The sequence below is a fragment of the Nonlabens dokdonensis DSW-6 genome (genome assembly GCF_000332115.1).
GTDB classification, from domain to species: Bacteria; Bacteroidota; Bacteroidia; order Flavobacteriales; family Flavobacteriaceae; genus Nonlabens; species Nonlabens dokdonensis.
This window is the reverse complement of record NC_020156.1, coordinates 1,540,139-1,556,301: the sequence shown is the minus strand read 5'-3', so window position 1 is coordinate 1,556,301 and position 16,163 is coordinate 1,540,139. Positions and strand designations below refer to the sequence as shown.

At 33.8% G+C, this 16,163-nt stretch carries 13 protein-coding genes; all 13 read right to left on the bottom strand.

The window, feature by feature from the left end; all coding sequences use genetic code 11:
• Window position 1 precedes the first annotated feature (1 nt).
• Window positions 2-724 (bottom strand): SGNH/GDSL hydrolase family protein, encoded by a 723-nt coding sequence (locus DDD_RS06860; protein WP_015362075.1) that lies wholly within the window; start codon window positions 722-724, stop codon window positions 2-4.
• Entirely contained in the window at window positions 721-1,770 is a 1,050-nt protein-coding gene (locus DDD_RS17260) for a glycosyltransferase (protein WP_015362074.1), read from the bottom strand. The genes DDD_RS06860 and DDD_RS17260 overlap by 4 nt, the downstream gene beginning before the upstream one ends.
• Complete coding sequence (locus DDD_RS06850; RefSeq protein WP_111474646.1) at window positions 1,770-3,026, bottom strand: O-antigen ligase family protein; 1,257 nt, start codon at window positions 3,024-3,026, stop codon at window positions 1,770-1,772. Before DDD_RS06850 ends, DDD_RS17260 begins: the two co-directional genes overlap by 1 nt.
• Window positions 3,005-4,210: an O-antigen polymerase gene (locus DDD_RS06845; RefSeq protein WP_201764105.1), complete on the bottom strand. Its 1,206-nt coding sequence runs from the start codon at window positions 4,208-4,210 to the stop codon at window positions 3,005-3,007. Before DDD_RS06845 ends, DDD_RS06850 begins: the two co-directional genes overlap by 22 nt.
• Before the next feature lie 216 nt (window positions 4,211-4,426).
• Window positions 4,427-5,839, bottom strand: coding sequence for a hypothetical protein (locus DDD_RS06840; protein WP_015362071.1), 1,413 nt, complete (start codon window positions 5,837-5,839; stop codon window positions 4,427-4,429).
• Complete coding sequence (locus tag DDD_RS06835; protein WP_015362070.1) at window positions 5,836-7,152, bottom strand: flippase; 1,317 nt, start codon at window positions 7,150-7,152, stop codon at window positions 5,836-5,838. Before DDD_RS06835 ends, DDD_RS06840 begins: the two co-directional genes overlap by 4 nt.
• Before the next feature lie 4 nt (window positions 7,153-7,156).
• On the bottom strand, window positions 7,157-8,200 hold the full coding sequence (locus DDD_RS06830) for a GDP-L-fucose synthase family protein (RefSeq protein ID WP_015362069.1): 1,044 nt from the start codon (window positions 8,198-8,200) through the stop codon (window positions 7,157-7,159).
• Window positions 8,201-8,329: 129 nt separating this feature from the next.
• Window positions 8,330-9,457, bottom strand: coding sequence for a GDP-mannose 4,6-dehydratase (gene gmd / locus DDD_RS06825; RefSeq protein WP_015362068.1), 1,128 nt, complete (start codon window positions 9,455-9,457; stop codon window positions 8,330-8,332).
• Between the two features lie 86 nt (window positions 9,458-9,543).
• Entirely contained in the window at window positions 9,544-11,622 is a 2,079-nt protein-coding gene (locus DDD_RS06820; protein WP_015362067.1) for a T9SS type A sorting domain-containing protein, read from the bottom strand.
• 109 nt (window positions 11,623-11,731) lie between these two features.
• Window positions 11,732-12,568, bottom strand: a complete 837-nt coding sequence (rfbD, locus tag DDD_RS06815) for a dTDP-4-dehydrorhamnose reductase (RefSeq protein ID WP_041567000.1) — start codon at window positions 12,566-12,568, stop codon at window positions 11,732-11,734.
• A 164-nt stretch (window positions 12,569-12,732) separates the two neighbouring features.
• On the bottom strand, window positions 12,733-13,263 hold the full coding sequence (gene rfbC / locus DDD_RS06810) for a dTDP-4-dehydrorhamnose 3,5-epimerase (RefSeq protein ID WP_041566999.1): 531 nt from the start codon (window positions 13,261-13,263) through the stop codon (window positions 12,733-12,735).
• A 1-nt stretch (window position 13,264) separates the two neighbouring features.
• On the bottom strand, window positions 13,265-14,299 hold the full coding sequence (locus tag DDD_RS06805) for a hypothetical protein (protein WP_015362064.1): 1,035 nt from the start codon (window positions 14,297-14,299) through the stop codon (window positions 13,265-13,267).
• Window positions 14,300-14,374: 75 nt separating this feature from the next.
• A complete protein-coding gene (locus DDD_RS06800) occupies window positions 14,375-16,114 on the bottom strand; it encodes a DUF6909 family protein (RefSeq protein WP_015362063.1) in 1,740 nt (579 codons plus the stop codon).
• Window positions 16,115-16,163: the final 49 nt, after the last annotated feature.

The following is a 16,163-nucleotide window of genomic DNA, read 5'->3' as shown; positions in this document are numbered from 1 at the left end:
TCTAGATAGTATTTATAGCATCTATGAAATGTGTCATTAGTATGTGCTCTAAGATTAATTTACCTTCTTCGTTAGGGTGAATTCCATCTCTTAATAAATTACCTGCTGTAATGCTCTTATTTAGCCTAATAAAGGTAGCCCACTCGCTTCTCATATCTATAAAACCAAATCCGTAGTAATTTGCGAGTTTTTCTATTTTTACTGATGTATGGTTTTCTAATTTAGTAAGTTTTTGATTTTGTTCTGGATCATCTGGAAAAGATAGATGGTGATTAAATATGATCACATCGCCTTTAAAGTTAATTTTTAGGTTTTTAAGGAATTGATCTAATTCACCAGTTTCTGTACCTCCATAAGCATGAAAAAAAAGTACATCTGCCTGTTCTGGATAAATATCGCTTTCCATCAAAGGCAGTAATCGAGGTACTTGAAATCCACTACGAGCAGTGTTGGTAATATTAAACTCAACATGAGGGAAAGCATTTTCAAGAGTTGATTTTATACGTTTTTCTTTGATGCCTTTTACTATTGATTGACCATGAAACTGTATTTTAATTACCAGTTCATCTGTATCTTGGGCACCTTTTATTTTTTCTTTAGAGCTTTTCAATTCATGGATCAAGCTTTTTGATGGCACCATATTTTGAAATTCATATTTATCTAAAGTATCAGAGCAACCTGAAATGATACATAAATAACACGATAAAACTAGTAGCTTTTTCATGACATTGAATTATAAAGCTGCTCCCATTTAGGTTTATTGACCTTCCAAGAATACTCATTGATCACAAATTCTCTAAGTTTTTTACCAGCGGCATCTCTTTCTTTGCTGGTCCATTTAGAAACTACCTGAATAGCATTTTTTAATTCCTTTTGATTTGGGTCAATAAGAATGCCTCCGTTCTGGCCCCATTCTTTTAGTAAACCTGTTTGATATGTTGTAATTACTGGCGTTGCCATCATTGCAGCTTCTAGGTTTACCATTCCAACAACCTCAGAATAGCTAGGCGCAATAAATACATGAGCATTTCTATAAAGTCTTTTTTTCTCTTTGCCTCTCACGGCGCCTAAAAAAGATATGCGCTCGTTACCCTTGGCAAGTAATTTTAATTCTTGGATATGATCGTTTTCCGGACCGGCAATTTTAAGGTCAAAATCAAGCGCTTTTAAAGAATTGAAAACTTCAATAAGTAGTTTTATTCCTTTTTTGGGGTGAATACGTCCTAGGAATAGGATATATGGTTTATGAGGCTTATCTCTTTCAATGAGGTCTTCAATTTCTATTGCGTTTGGTATGCAAACTACTTCTGTTTTAGAAAATAGTTTTTGTAAGTTTTTTTGTTCATCTGGGGTTATTGCATGTATATATCTCGCTTTCGCGAAAGCGGATTTTGACAATAAATAAAAATAAAGTTTCTTTTTAAGCGCGCCTTCTTTCCATAACCAAGGTTCGTACATACCATGCGGACTTACTATAAAAGGCACCTTTCTTTTCGCTGCAATTTTTGCTGCGATATATTGTGCATGCATCCAAACACCGTGCAAATGAAAAATAGGTTTTTGGGGTATTTGATTCAAATATTCTTTTAATTGTGGTGAATACAGCCATGGACCACTTTTCTTAAATTCAATTATATCTACATCGTCTTTATCTTTAACGGTACTAAGCAAAGTAGATAGTGGAAATTGGTTTTTAAGATCCTTAACAACTGTGCGCACTCCACCACTTGCTCGGGAAATATCTTCTGTAATATGAAATAATGATTTCACTAGGGAATAATTTTATTTATGGGTGTTCCTTTATTTGATCTTTTTTCCATAACATAATCCCACATTAAAAATAAATTTATAAAAAAAGCGAAGAATAAAATTCCGTTTTCCCTCTCTAGAATGTTCTCTGAAAACATGACGATAGAATAGAAAAGCAGCAACGCGATAAGCAAATAGTTTTTCTTGCGAAAAGCCTTTAAAAGATGATAGAAAAGAAATATGGCAAAAGCAAACAAACCTAAAAAGCCAACATTAAGTATCAATCCTAGAAACTGATTATGCGAGTTATATCGGTTTTCTGCAAGAAACTTTGCGTCTTTCTGGTAACACTCTACAAGCTTATTTTTACCATCACCTACACCATATCCAAAAAAACCAGCCTGTGGAATTACATCTGTAACGCATTGATAGATGGAGTATCTAATGTTGGTCGAATTTGCAAGTTCCTCATTTGCATCTTGCACCTGAAGTAACTCCGAAAAACGTTCATTTACCTTAGGATTAAAAATAATTATTGAGATCAAACCTATTGTTCCTATTCCAAAGACTACATAAAGATTTTTATTCTTAAACATTAAGGTTAAGAACGCCACCACTAATAACAGCGCTATTATCGGGCCTTTTTTAATCATAATAAGCAAGAACCCTATAAGAATAAGGTTAATAACTATTAAAATAGAGAGTTTTTTCCAACTGATTCCTCTCTGAACTAAAAATAGTGAGAAGATCATAGAAACACCAATGTGCATACTTAAATAGATAGGGTGAATTTTCCATCCCGAAATATTAGTTCTAATTATATTTATAAAATGTAAGATGACTTCATCAAATGAATATTTCTGACTAAAAATTATGAAGGCACCAACATTAAGTAACAATGTAGCGATAATAAAAAACCACATTAATTGAAAACGCCTTTGTAATATATAGCTCAGACAACGTTTGCTCATGCTAGAGAAGACCAATGGAAAAATTATAAAAGCAGCGCCAGTAGAAACCTTACGTAGGCCATATGGTATATCTTCTGTATATAATAAGCTGAAGACATAAAGAAAGAAAAGGCTTGAATTAAGAAGAAATATACCCCATCTGAATTTTTCTTTGTCAAAATACATACTAGTAATTGCGCCTAATGCATAGATACCGATTAAGATGGGTCTTGCACCTCTAGGAACTATAGGCATAAGGAACATAACTACAGTTAAGTAATAAATGTATTTAGGAAGGTGTTCTATTACTTTTTCTTTGAAACCCATACTTTTTGATCAAGAATGAATCCTGAAATATAAATGATTATCTTAGGAATAATATATAATCCTATTAAAGTTCCAACAAAATAGCTAAAGCCATTTGTAAAGTCTCCTCTCAATAAAAAAATGAGGTGCATCGCAAAATAAAATGCAATTGCTTTTTTAAGATAATCATTACTATTCAACCAAGTTAAGAAGAAAACAATTGTTATTGCAAGTAGAAAGGCCATTAATAGAACACCAAAATAACCAAAATTCATAAATCCCTCAGAAACTAGTGGATTTGAAAGATTTGCAAACCAAAAATCATATTTATCAATAAGATAATCACCAACTACTAGTCCGGAGGAATCTGGTTTTGAGGGCCATAAGCTTCTAGGTACAAAAAATAAAAATGCACTAAGAGATTGAAAACCAAATGAAACTCCATCATTTTCAACTATTTCGATTACAACACCGATATTGACAAAAGCATCATAATTTAGTGACATAAAACCCAGACTTAAGTCATTTTTCCTGAGTATCAAACTTGGATTAGAAACCAATTCAGCAAATCCATAATCCACATGGGTTAGGAATTGTAGTGCGGGAAAAACAACAATCATAGAAAAGAAAAGCAAGAATGTAGTTTTTACATTGCTATTAATTAATCTAGGGTAAAATAAAAATATCAATAATAGATAAATAGGACCTAGGGCGTTTCTCTTCTCGGTTAATGGGTTTTTAAGTACCAGTAAAATGAATAATAGTAATAAAATACTCAAAGTAACAAAAAGTAGTTTTTGTAACGGTAACTTTCTTTTACGCAAGTAACCAACACATAACACAATCCCTGCTAATGGAATGACAAAAAGAACTTTAGTTCTTATAAGCAAATCACTTATATTGTAATCTGGTGCTTTCCAGCTGGGGCGAGTATACTCGTCAATAAGAAAACCAAAATTAAAAATAAGAACGAGTACAGAGAACAAGATAAAAATAGAAGGAAATAAATAGGTTTTTCCTTTCAAACTAGTCACGACCTTATTGGACTTTTTTATCAACGTCTTTGAACCAACATAAATTATAAAGAAGAAGATGTGAAAAAGCGAGATTAGAAAATTTGTCTTTATGAAAGTCCATTCATTATAAGGAAACTGATTTCCATAAATTGGAAACTCCATGGCAGTCATAACATTTGCCTGATTCATAGGGGCTAATAGAAAAAACAAATAATTGAAAACTATATATGTACTTAAAAAAGGACTGTAAGTTTTTTCTATAAAAATATGGAAATACGTAATAAATGTTAGAATTAACGCATTACTAAAAAAAGAAACCCATAAAGATAAACTTACTTGAAATGATGTAAACAGGAAGACTGTCACAGTCAAATAAATAAATATAAATGTGTTTCTTAAAAACATTTACTGTTCTTTTATACTACCTACAAACAGATGTCTGTTTACATCAAGTTTTTCATCTAGCATGTAATCAAAGTATTCTGAAAAAGTAGTTTTAAACCATTCTAACGTGTAATAATCTGGAACAGCAGGAATATTGTTCATGTCTCCCGAGTATAAACCTAATGGCATGAATTCTATTACAACGTATTTAGTCGATAACGACTTTAACACGTTAAAAATATGATCTAATGTAATATCTTGAGTTAAGATTAGATGGTGTGTAACAGCCAAAGCCATAACTACATCGGCATTTATCCTATCACTTATTACTTTAGTATTTGTTCTATTATTAGGTCGCACAAAATCATATAATAAAGGTAAAACCTGATCGCTTGATCGATTATTCAGATAAATTTGATCTAGTGCATTTTTATCATAATCTGTTGCAATAATTTGAGTAATTTGAGTTTGCTCTAGAACATAATTTGCAAATTTTCCTTGATTAGAAGCTAGCTCTATTAAGGAATTAGAATCTGATAAATCTTTTTTTATAACCTCTGCAATTCTAAGAAACCTAGCGTCTTGAGAAGGGTTTTTATCATTATGATAATCTTTCCAATAGGAGTCGATATGACTTTTTGAAACACCTTTTAGTAACTTGGCAGCGTTAGAAACAGAATAGTTGTTTTGGAAGATTTTTTTAAATTTTAATAATTTATTTATGTGCTTATGCTTGCCGTACTTTTCAATAACTCTAGTATATCTAGCAGCTGCAAGCCTTCTTTTACTATTACTTAGCTTAAAAATAAGAGATGCTATTTTATTTCCAAATAAAGTTGCAAATTTATTCCTAAGTAGAAATAAATCCTTGTCACTAAACAAACCGTAATGCAAATAAATACTATTTGACAAGTCAGAAAAACCTTTATTGTATAAATACAAGGGCATATAAAAGGAGTTATAAAAATTGTTATATCCTGACCAAGCCTTTCCATTTCTTTGATCTATCTTAAAAAAACTACCAAAATCAACATAAACAGGTTGTGACATGTTGTAGACTACATTAAATGCATGTACATCAAAGAGTTCATAACCATATTTGTTTGCTACTTTATTGCAATCAATCACTGTTTGAGCAGCATCCTGCAACATAGTAAAAGACCATTCATAAGGATAGTTCCAATACTGAATTTTTTCATGCTCGATAACGAGGTCAAAACCTTCAACCTTCAAATCACTGATCCAGGTATTTACAAATAGCTTTTTACTAATTAATTCGTCAAGCATACCGTTAGACATCATTTCCTTGACTTGTTCAAGATATTGCTTATGAACACCTCTAATAACTCTATTCTTATAAAAGAACAAGGTACAAACTTGATCTATGGAGATTTCAAGTGTTTTTAATTCTTCTCTTTTTAAAACTTCATTCATAATGGTTTGATCCAGGTTTTGGGATTCAAAATATTAATTATAGCCTTTGTTTGTAAATAAAAATTCTCACGAGTTCTTTTGAACATAAAGTTGATAAAATAACTCGATACAGAATAAGAAATTAAAGTAGCATAAGCAGCACCTTTAAGTCCAAACTCTTTGATCAGATAAACATTCAAAGAAATATTTAATAAGGCGCCTAAGATAAGCCTAAAGCTTGCAATTTTTTCTAATCCTTCATTAAGATAATAGCCCCAAGAAGCATTACTCAAAAATACAAATACTATAGACCATATGTAAATCCCGATTAACTCACTACTTTCCATATAGGCTTCTCCAAATAAAATATCAATAATTAAGTTTCCGAAAACCGTGTAAAGAACACAGGCCATAACCGCAATTTTCATTAGTAAATCGTATAGCTTTTGAAGCCTTATAATAAACTTACCTCTATTTTCTTTTCTTAATGCGACTAAGGAAGGAAAAATCGACTGAGTGATAATAACAGTTATAAAGAGCCATACACCAGCTAACTTAACTGCAACGCTATAAATCCCAACATGGTATTCACTCATAAATTCTTTTATCATAACTTGATCGATCTTCATATATAAAGCGGCAGCAACAGAGCCTAAGATTAAAAGTTTACCTTTATCAAAAAGAGAATGAGCTATTTTTTTATCGTATTTCCATTTTGTAATACTTAATCTTTGGCCTTTATAAACTATGATATATGCTATTGCTAACAATAACCATTCTATAAGTATTGCAAATGCAAACCATAGTAACGAGTATAGATTAACAATTAAATAGACTTTAAATAAAGCTACACAGCTAATAACTATTATGTTACAAATAGCAGTGTATTTGCTTTTTACCTCACTTTGAAAATAGAAATCTATGATTTTAAAACTTTGAAAAGCTACAGAAAGAGATAACAGTCCTATAACATAAATAGTAGTTTCACTTTCTTGTTGAAAATAAATAACCGGCACCACTATAGAAACCATGGCAATAAATCCAATAAGCCTTAAAACGATTGCCGTGCCAATTATTTGGTCTCTTTTCTCGGGAGTTTTAACTAATTCTTTAACCACTATTTGATCAAGACCTAGACCAGCTATTGTAGTAAATAAATAAACAAAGGCCTCTGAATAGCTAAAGATTCCATAATCATCGGGACCTAAGTAATTTGCAATCCAAATACCAATAAAAAATGCATCTATGACACGGACACCTTTTTCAAGTATTAGCCAAAGAGCATTATTGAAATATTTAGATATTTCTTTAGATTTAATTCTATTGATTAACAATTATTTACTTTTCTAAATAAGCCTCATACATCATCTCCACGCCTTTTTCAAGATTTACCTCGTGTTTCCAACCTAATTCATGCAGTTTAGAAACGTCTGTAAGTTTGCGTGGTGTGCCGTCTGGTTTTGTGGCATCCCAATCAAGTTTACCTTGATATCCTACAGTTTTTTTAATCAGTTCTGCGAGGTCTTTTATAGCGATATCTTCTCCGGTTCCTATATTGAGGTGTGTATTTCTTATGTCTTTTTCGCTTCCTTTTACATCAGCAAAGTCTTTATTTTCCATCAAATACACACAGGCTTTTGCCATGTCATGTGACCATAGAAACTCTCGCTTTGGTGAGCCAGTTCCCCATAAAGCGATGCCATTTTCTGTGATACCGTGTTTTTGTAATTCCGCTTTCGCGAAAGCGATATCATCAACACCTAAATCATCCATTAATGCCTGCTCATTACCATCCATTAATAATTTACCTAGGTGCATTTTACGAATTAGCGCTGGCAGTACATGTGATTTCTCTAAATCAAAATTATCGTTAGGACCATATAAATTAGTAGGCATTACAGAGATAAAATTGGTGCCATACTGCAAATTATAGCTCTCACACATCTTGATTCCAGCGATTTTAGCCACCGCATAAGGTTCATTAGTATATTCTAATGGTCCGGTCAATAAACTGTCCTCTGGCATAGGTTGTGGCGCCATTTTAGGATAGATGCACGTGCTTCCTAGAAACAATAACTTCTTTACTCCATTCAAATAACTATGATGAATCACATTATTTTGAATCATGAGATTTTTATAAATAAAATCTGCTCTGTAAGTATTGTTTGCTACGATACCGCCTACACTAGCAGCGGCAAGAAAGACATATTCTGGTTTTTCTGCTGTGAAAAAGTCTGCTGTAGCTTGTTGATTTGTAAGATCTAGCTCTTTGTGAGTTTTAAGAATAAAATTAGTGTAACCTAATTTTTTTAACTCAGTAACGATAGCGCTTCCCACAAGACCGCGATGTCCTGCGACGTATATTTTAGAATCTTTATTCATTTTGCCTCACCTAAATCCTCTCCAGTGGAGAGGACTTTTTAAATTCGTTTTTATATTAAATGCCTTAACAATAAATTAATTATTGATTTTTAGTAGTTCCCTTTCCGCTGGAAAGGGCTAGGGATAGGCTCATTCAAAATAGTTATTAATGCGGTACCCACCATTTTTCAAATACTCTTCTCGAGACATTAAGTGTAAATCGCTTTTCATCATGTCATTTACTAATTCTTGTAATGCGATCTCTGGAACCCAACCTAGCTTTTCTTTGGCTTTTGTTGGATCGCCTATCAATAAATCCACCTCTGTAGGACGGAAATATCGTGGATCTACCGCTACAACTTCTTTTCCTATTTCTAGTTGGTAATCTGGATTTGAGCAAGATTTTACGGTTCCTTTCTCATCCACGCCTTCTCCAGTAAATTCTAGTTCTATTCCTACGTATTGAAATGCCATGCGAACAAAATCACGCACGCTAGTCGTTGTTCCTGTCGCAATCACCCAATCTTCAGGCTCATCGTGCTGTAGGATCATCCACATCATGCGCACATAATCTTTAGCATGTCCCCAATCTCTTTTTGCATCTAGATTACCTAAATACACTTTATCTTGAAGTCCTTTTACAATTTTAGAAGTAGCACGTGTTATTTTACGAGTCACAAATGTCTCTCCACGTACTGGAGATTCATGGTTAAACAGAATCCCATTACAAGCAAACATTCCATAAGCTTCACGATAATTTACCGTTGCCCAGTAGGCATACATTTTTGCCACAGCATAAGGACTACGCGGATAAAAAGGCGTCGTTTCTGATTGTGGAATTTCCTGAACTTTACCATACAATTCTGATGTAGAAGCTTGATAAACTTTAGTCTTCTTTTCCATTCCTAGCAAGCGTACAGATTCTAGGATACGTAGCGCACCTATTCCGTCGGCATTTGCGGTGTATTCTGGCATTTCAAAAGAAACTTGAACGTGTGACATTGCTGCAAGATTATAAATCTCATCTGGCTGTGTTTCCTTGATGATTCTAGTCAGGTTAGTCGTATCCGTAAGATCACCATAATGCAATTTGAAATTTACATCAGTCTCATGCGGATCCTGGTACAGATGATCGATACGATCTGTATTAAACAATGAAGCACGGCGTTTGATACCGTGTACTTCATATCCTTTTTTTAATAAAAACTCACTTAAATAAGCGCCATCCTGACCAGTTACTCCGGTAATTAAAGCTACTTTATGATGCTGTACTGACATATTCTAATTCTAGGAAAGCAAAAATAAGGTTTCCTAAGTAATTCTTAAGGTCTCGCTTTCGCGAAAGCGAGATAAAAACAAATCCTTTAATTAATGACCAGTTTCTCTACTCTAGAACCAAAATCTGTCGTTACTGTCAAAAAGTAAATGCCTTTTCCTAATGTTGAGAAATCCAACTGCTGATTGGTCCTATTTCCTATAAAATTGATTTGCTTTAAAAACCTGCCGTTTAAATCTACTAGAGTCGTGCTTTTAAGATTGTTTTTTGAATTTATATGTAGAATGCCATTAGTAGGATTAGGATAAATGACAACGCTCTTATCGGTTACTTCTTCTATACTAGCGGTACTCATGATGGTTACTACCTCAGTATTTGTGATAATAGGTGCATTGAAATCAAAATAAATACCTGCGTTATTATCAAAAGTATCGCCTTCTACAAGTGTGTTCAATGTCTTTATTTTAAATACCACGTAGCCATCGTTTGTTGCATCATTAAAATCCAGATTAATGTTCTCAAAAATGAATTCTACTATGTTGTTATCTCTTACTCGAGTAACATAATCGTGACTGCTATCTAAAGGTACAAGCGTATTTATATCAAATTGTGATAGATTAATCTCATCTTTGATCACCACATTAACAGCACTTGCAGTCCCTAAATTCTCAAATCGGATTTTATAATACACATAATCGCCTACCTGACTAGGTGTGATGGTTGCGCCATGTAAACAGGTTTTATCATTAGGATCGTAGCTGTTGATTATTTCTTGATCATAAACTAATGCATTATCAGCTGGCATAGCGTCAGTTCCTGTTCCATTAACAATCGCGGTAAAATTTACAAAATCACCTATATCTAATGGATTCACAGCTGCTGTAGGTGTATTGAGTGTCATGGTATAATCAAAACTCACATTTGTTAATGGATTCAAATTTAAAAAACCCCAGCTTAATTGATCTACCATTGGTGTCGATGCTACTGGACTGGAAGATAACAAGGTCATAAAATCGTTTTGATATTCTAAGGTAACTGTTCCACTTGCTGGCTGGTTTCCTTTATTTCTCACCACAACTCTATAGTCTACATCAAATCCGGGACGTGGCTCAGACATTTCAAAAATCGTCACTTCAAGATCTTCTATTGAACCATTTGCACTTATACAAAAATCCTGAGTCTGTGGAGATGTTTGAGCTGGAAAATTAACAGTCCCGCTAGGTGGTGTAATGTTCCAGTAGGATGGGTTTTCTAATTGAGGGGTTACAGCGTATGAACCATATGGTACATAAATATTATAGTTACCAGTATTGCTGTAAACAGCACCTGTTAAATTCCCATCAGTATATCCATACATGATATTACTCAATAACGGATCAGATGGTGCGCAATTTCCAGATGTGTTGAAACGAGTCGATCCATTCATCTCATTAAAATCTCCACCTGGTGTGAAAGAGCAATAAGAGTTAACTATAGTGTTTTGATTAACTAGGCCGGAAATTTCCCTTTCCTCTTGGGGATCCACACATATATATGTTGCGTTAACACCAAATGAATTAGGATTTAGAAGAGAACCATTTTTGATGTTTAAAGAACCTACAGAACCGTTATCTATGAATAAAGATTCTAATAAAGGACAATTTGAAAAGTCCAACGTGGCAAAGCTTCCGCCTCCAGGACCTACATAAAAACTTCTAAGCTGGGCATTATTACTTAAATCAATATCGTTTAACCCACCTGTAAAATAAAAACTTAATACCTCTAGGTTTTGTAATTGACTAACATTAAGAACATCAAATGGAAATGCATAGGCATCTATCTTTTTAAGTTGGGTTAATTGATTGAAATCAAAAACCATTGGCCATGATGAGTTGCCGCCGTAGTATAAAAAAACTATTTCTTCTAAATTAGTAAATGCCTCTAGACCTGTAACATCAGAAGTTAGCTCGTTTGTTAATCTTAATTCAGTAACCGCAAGCGCTTCTGAAACTTGAACTTCTCCATCTCCATTTCTATCTACACTGCTTGCTGCCAAACCATTTACAAAAACACAATTTGTCGTTGTTAACTCCGTTTTAAAAACAGGATCAGGAATGTTAATAATTTGGGCCGTTGCTGATATAGCAGTTAGCAAGAATAGTAGTAAGGTTAATGTTATAATTTTCATAGTAGTGGTTTTTAAGTAGATGCATACCTTTATAAATGGTTGCGTTGCAATTTCTACAATTAAATAAATCAACCGCAGCCTGAGTATAATTAATGGACAAAACTATAAACTAACTCTTAAATCTCCTCACCACTTCATGCAGTCCTTTTTCAATAGAAGGGATTTGATAATCAAAAACACGCTCAGTCTTCTCACAATTCATAACACTATAAAAAGGTCGTTTTGCAGCGGTTTTAAACTCTGCTACTGGTTGTATCATTTTACTTAATCCCAGCTTTTGATTTATCGCTTTCGCGAAAGCGTACCACGTCATCTCACCTTGATTGGTAAAATTGTAAATTCCGTATGTCGCAGGATCGTTTTCTATAACCTCTTTTATAAAAGTAGCTACATCTAGTGCGCTAGTAGGAGAACCTGTCTGAGAATCGACTATATTTAGTTCCTTCATATCTGTTTCAGCAACCCAACGGAAGAAATTCTTTCCATGCGGTGCATATAACCAAGAGATTCTAAAGATGTAATGTTTACCGTCAATTTGAGTAATGGCTTTTTCTCCAGCTAGTTTGCTGGCACCGTAAACATTTATAGGGTCTGTTTTTTGATCTGTTAAATAAGAAACTGTAGCCTCTCCATTAAAAACATAATCTGTAGAGAAATGAATTAAGGTAGCATTATATTGTTTTGCAATTTGCGCCATTTTTTGAACCGCAATCGCATTAATTTTAAACGCTTTTTCTTGCTCGCTTTCTGCAAGATCTACGGCTGTGTATGCAGCGCAATTGATAATGTAATCTGGTTGTATATTTTTGATTTTTTGGTCCAGTTGAAAACTACAAGTTATATCCAGTTCTTTACTTGAAAACACAAATAATGTATAGTCTATTAGTTCAGCTGCGATAGCTGTTCCTAGCATTCCGTTTGCTCCTGTGATTAGAATTTTTTTCAAATTTTATTTATTTGTCAAACATCGTCTTCGATACTTCGATGAACTCAGCACAAGCAAGCTCAGACTGATATTTTAATTATATACACGTCGCTAAATCATTTTTATAGAGAATTGATTTCAATTGAACAAACAGCTTCAAATTGCTAGTTAAAAAGAATTTTTCTTTACAAATAGCCTAATTTCTCATCCTTCTCAGATAGAATAATATCTTCTTTAGGCAATTGCCAGTCTATGTTTAACTTAGGATCATCATATCTGATGCCTATTTCCATATCTGGTTGATAAGTATTATCTATTTGATAATTCACGATTGCCGTTTCAGAAAGTACAGAAAAGCCGTGTAAAAAACCCCTAGGAACTAAAAGTTGTTTGTTATTCTCACCAGATAATTCGGTAGTGAAATGTTTTAAATAAGTAGGTGATTCTGGCCTATAATCTACTACAACATCGAGAATACGACCACTAATACAGCGTACTAATTTTGCTTGAGCAGCTTCGCCTTTTTGTGCATGCAATCCTCTCAAAACACCGTAGGTAGAGGTACTTTCATTTGTCGTAATAAATGGTTTTTGTTTTGGAACCGCTTTCGCGAAAGCGATACTATCAAAGGCTACTACAAATTTGCCTCGAGCATCTGGAAAAACCGCAGGCTCTATGATAATACAATCAAACAGAGGAGTAGGACTCACTTTCATTTTAATCCTTCTTTTGATAGGTGTTCAAAAATCTCCACAGGATAGGAATTAACGCAATGATAAGACCAAGGCCAAAGAACACAAGAGCAAATGTTACTGTCAAATGTTTCTTCTCGATACTACCTTTTTTAATAAGGTAAGAAACAATGTTTACCGTATTTTCAAATTGATATTTTTTCTCTCGCTCTGTTTCTAATAGAAAGAGAATATTTGACTTTTCTTGAAATAGATTTTTGAAATCTACCATTCCATTTTGCCCATTAACAAAGACATTAGTTCCATTAGAAAGGTCAGAATCTTTATCTTTAATTGCTATTTGATAAGCACTAATAAGGGAATCTATCTCTTTAAGTTGGTATTCTCTTTTTGCAATATTATAGCCCGTGGTTTCAATACTAGCAGTTCTTTGAGCTTTGATTAATGGATTGTCCTTCACTTCCACAACATCTGGTGCAGCCTTTTCTAATGCAGCCCTATTCTTTGAGGTAACTGAAACTTTATAAAACTGATAATCTATATCTCTCTTTGCCTTCTTAAAACCTTCAAAGGTATAATTTTCTAATGCGATAGTATCAGCACGACGAGCCATATAATCGTATTCTTTGAGCAACTCAGTATCATTAAAATCTGGCTCTATTTCAAAACCTACAAAATAGCTAGCTTCTTCTGTAGAGACCTTGAGCTGTTGCCCTAATGTTTGATAATCTTCCTGATCTACTAGAGAATTATAATATTCTATATTAGAAATCAACTGTCCAGCGCTTTCAAAGTTAGGCTGTACTCTTAATTGTGCAGTAAAGTTCTTTTTACTTTCTCTACTCAAATACATTCCAAGAGCAGCTCCTATTACAAACAGAACTCCTAGCAGAATGATGTTGTTTTTGATAAATATTAGAAATAGCACTAAAAAGTGAGCAATCCCTTTAAAAATGTTGCCTATACCATTAAACAAATTTTTAAATCCGTTACTTATCCAAACAAATACTGGTACTAAATCGACCTCTTGTTCTTGATTTTGATCTGGCTGGTTATTCATGTAAACAATTTTGTTAAGGATTCAAATATACTTGAACTATGTGAATTCTTTTGAAACGAGTAATTAATAATAAAATTATGAGTCTGTAGTAGAATTTGTTTGCTCTTGAGATGAGATACTATTCTCCATAATTTGCTCCAATATCTTTTCTGTAATTACATAAACCGGTTTTACACCTATTAATCCCAGTCCACCACTGGCAAGTGTGTGTCCCGTTTTTAATGGATTATCACTGGCATAATAGGCATATCTTACTTTTACTTTCTTGCGTATGCTACGACGCACACGAGAAGCCGCCTGAATAGCCTTTTGATAATGTGCTCCTTCCATTTCTAGACCGATAACTCTCCAGCTTGAGTTGTAGAAAAACTCTAGTAAATCTTTATTCTGTAGAGAGGTTCCTAAAACAGTCACCATAGATCCTGTAACTACTTTAATGTCATCACTTTCTAAATCCTTTTTACTCAATCTATTCTTAAACGGATAATTATCTGCCGTACCTTCAAAAACATGCGCATCTGGCACCATGATATCGCCTTTATCGCCTTCTAAAATTCCAGCTTTACCCATTACATTTATGGATCGCACATTCATCTGGTGTGTTTTGCCGTTTTCATCCTTAAATGGTTTTAACAACTCATCCATAGTTTCATAGGCTTGTTCACCAAAAGCATAATCCATAACAATAAGAACAGGTTTTGTGGAGTTCTCGCTTTCGCGAAAGCGGATATCACAAAAATCTACTTTCTCAAATTCACAATTAGAAAGATCAAAAATTTGTACGTCTATATTAGTACCACTTTGATCTTTAAGCTCTGTCATCCCATTAGCAAGCGCATGTTTTTTAATCAAATCACGGTTTTTCTTACCGCTATCGTTACTAAGATCTGCAAAGATCTCCATGCGGCTTTTCTTTTGCATTTGACTAGCAAGCGCTTTTGGACCATAAAGGGAGTTCATTACACTGTGTAAGTTTGCACTAATGATATGTAATGGCCTATCAAAAAGGCCGTGCTCGACTAAATGTTTTTTAATGCGCATTGCCCAGATATCACCATGAATATGATGGCCTAATCGTTCTCTTAAAACTGGCGAAAATGTGACCAGTCGTTTTTCTTCATCCAAAACTTCTTGTTTTGCGAGTCTTCCTAAGTGATAAATAATGCTTAGAAAACGATTGGGATTTGTTGTGGTGCTGAATTCTTTATAAACTGAAGTTACCTCATCAAAGGTGCGGCCTAAAATATTTGCCACATGCGTTATCGCCACTTCTTTTTCTTCTTTAGAAAGTTTTTTCTTTGCTATCGCATCTTCTAAGCATTTCCAGTCTCTTGTTGTATTGCCGTTATCGCCTACAATCACTTGTTTCATGATCTTATGCGATTCTATCATTAAGAAGGTAAGGTGTGTTAGAATATCATAGATCTCTGATCTTCCACGAGTCACCTCTATATTCATTTGCTGCTCATCGATACGATAGCAATTGCGCCTTCTTTTTTTAGGAATAATAGCTTTAAAATGAGAGCCTTCATAACCTTCATCACTAGTCAAGTTGATATAAGTACATTCTTCAATACCTACTGGCAATCGATCCATTACATAAAGTAAACCACTCAATTCTATTTTTGCTTCTCCTATGGAACCATAAATTTCTGGTCGCAAGGTTAGTAAAGATTCTCTTAAAGATTCTCCACTTACGCCCATGGGTTTATAAAAACCTCTATTAAATAAATGTCGCATGGTGATGTACATGCGTTCTATGGCGTTAGTACTTTCTTGAGCTCTTGTACGTGGTTCTACGTTTATTATTGGCATATTTTCTCTTTCGGGACAAAGATAGTTATTTTCAAGTGTCGAAATGTGG

Coding starts and splice junctions, on each gene's coding strand:
- DDD_RS06860 (WP_015362075.1), bottom strand. CDS start 724: ATGAAAAAGCTACTAGTTTTATCGTGTTATTTATGTATCATTTCAGGT.
- DDD_RS06850 (WP_111474646.1), bottom strand. CDS start 3,026: ATGGGTTTCAAAGAAAAAGTAATAGAACACCTTCCTAAATACATTTAT.
- DDD_RS06845 (WP_201764105.1), bottom strand. CDS start 4,210: ATGAATCAGGCAAATGTTATGACTGCCATGGAGTTTCCAATTTATGGA.
- DDD_RS06840 (WP_015362071.1), bottom strand. CDS start 5,839: ATGAATGAAGTTTTAAAAAGAGAAGAATTAAAAACACTTGAAATCTCC.
- DDD_RS06830 (WP_015362069.1), bottom strand. CDS start 8,200: ATGAATAAAGATTCTAAAATATACGTCGCAGGACATCGCGGTCTTGTG.
- gmd (WP_015362068.1), bottom strand. CDS start 9,457: ATGTCAGTACAGCATCATAAAGTAGCTTTAATTACCGGAGTAACTGGT.
- DDD_RS06820 (WP_015362067.1), bottom strand. CDS start 11,622: ATGAAAATTATAACATTAACCTTACTACTATTCTTGCTAACTGCTATA.
- rfbC (WP_041566999.1), bottom strand. CDS start 13,263: ATGAAAGTGAGTCCTACTCCTCTGTTTGATTGTATTATCATAGAGCCT.
- DDD_RS06805 (WP_015362064.1), bottom strand. CDS start 14,299: ATGAATAACCAGCCAGATCAAAATCAAGAACAAGAGGTCGATTTAGTA.
- DDD_RS06800 (WP_015362063.1), bottom strand. CDS start 16,114: ATGCCAATAATAAACGTAGAACCACGTACAAGAGCTCAAGAAAGTACT.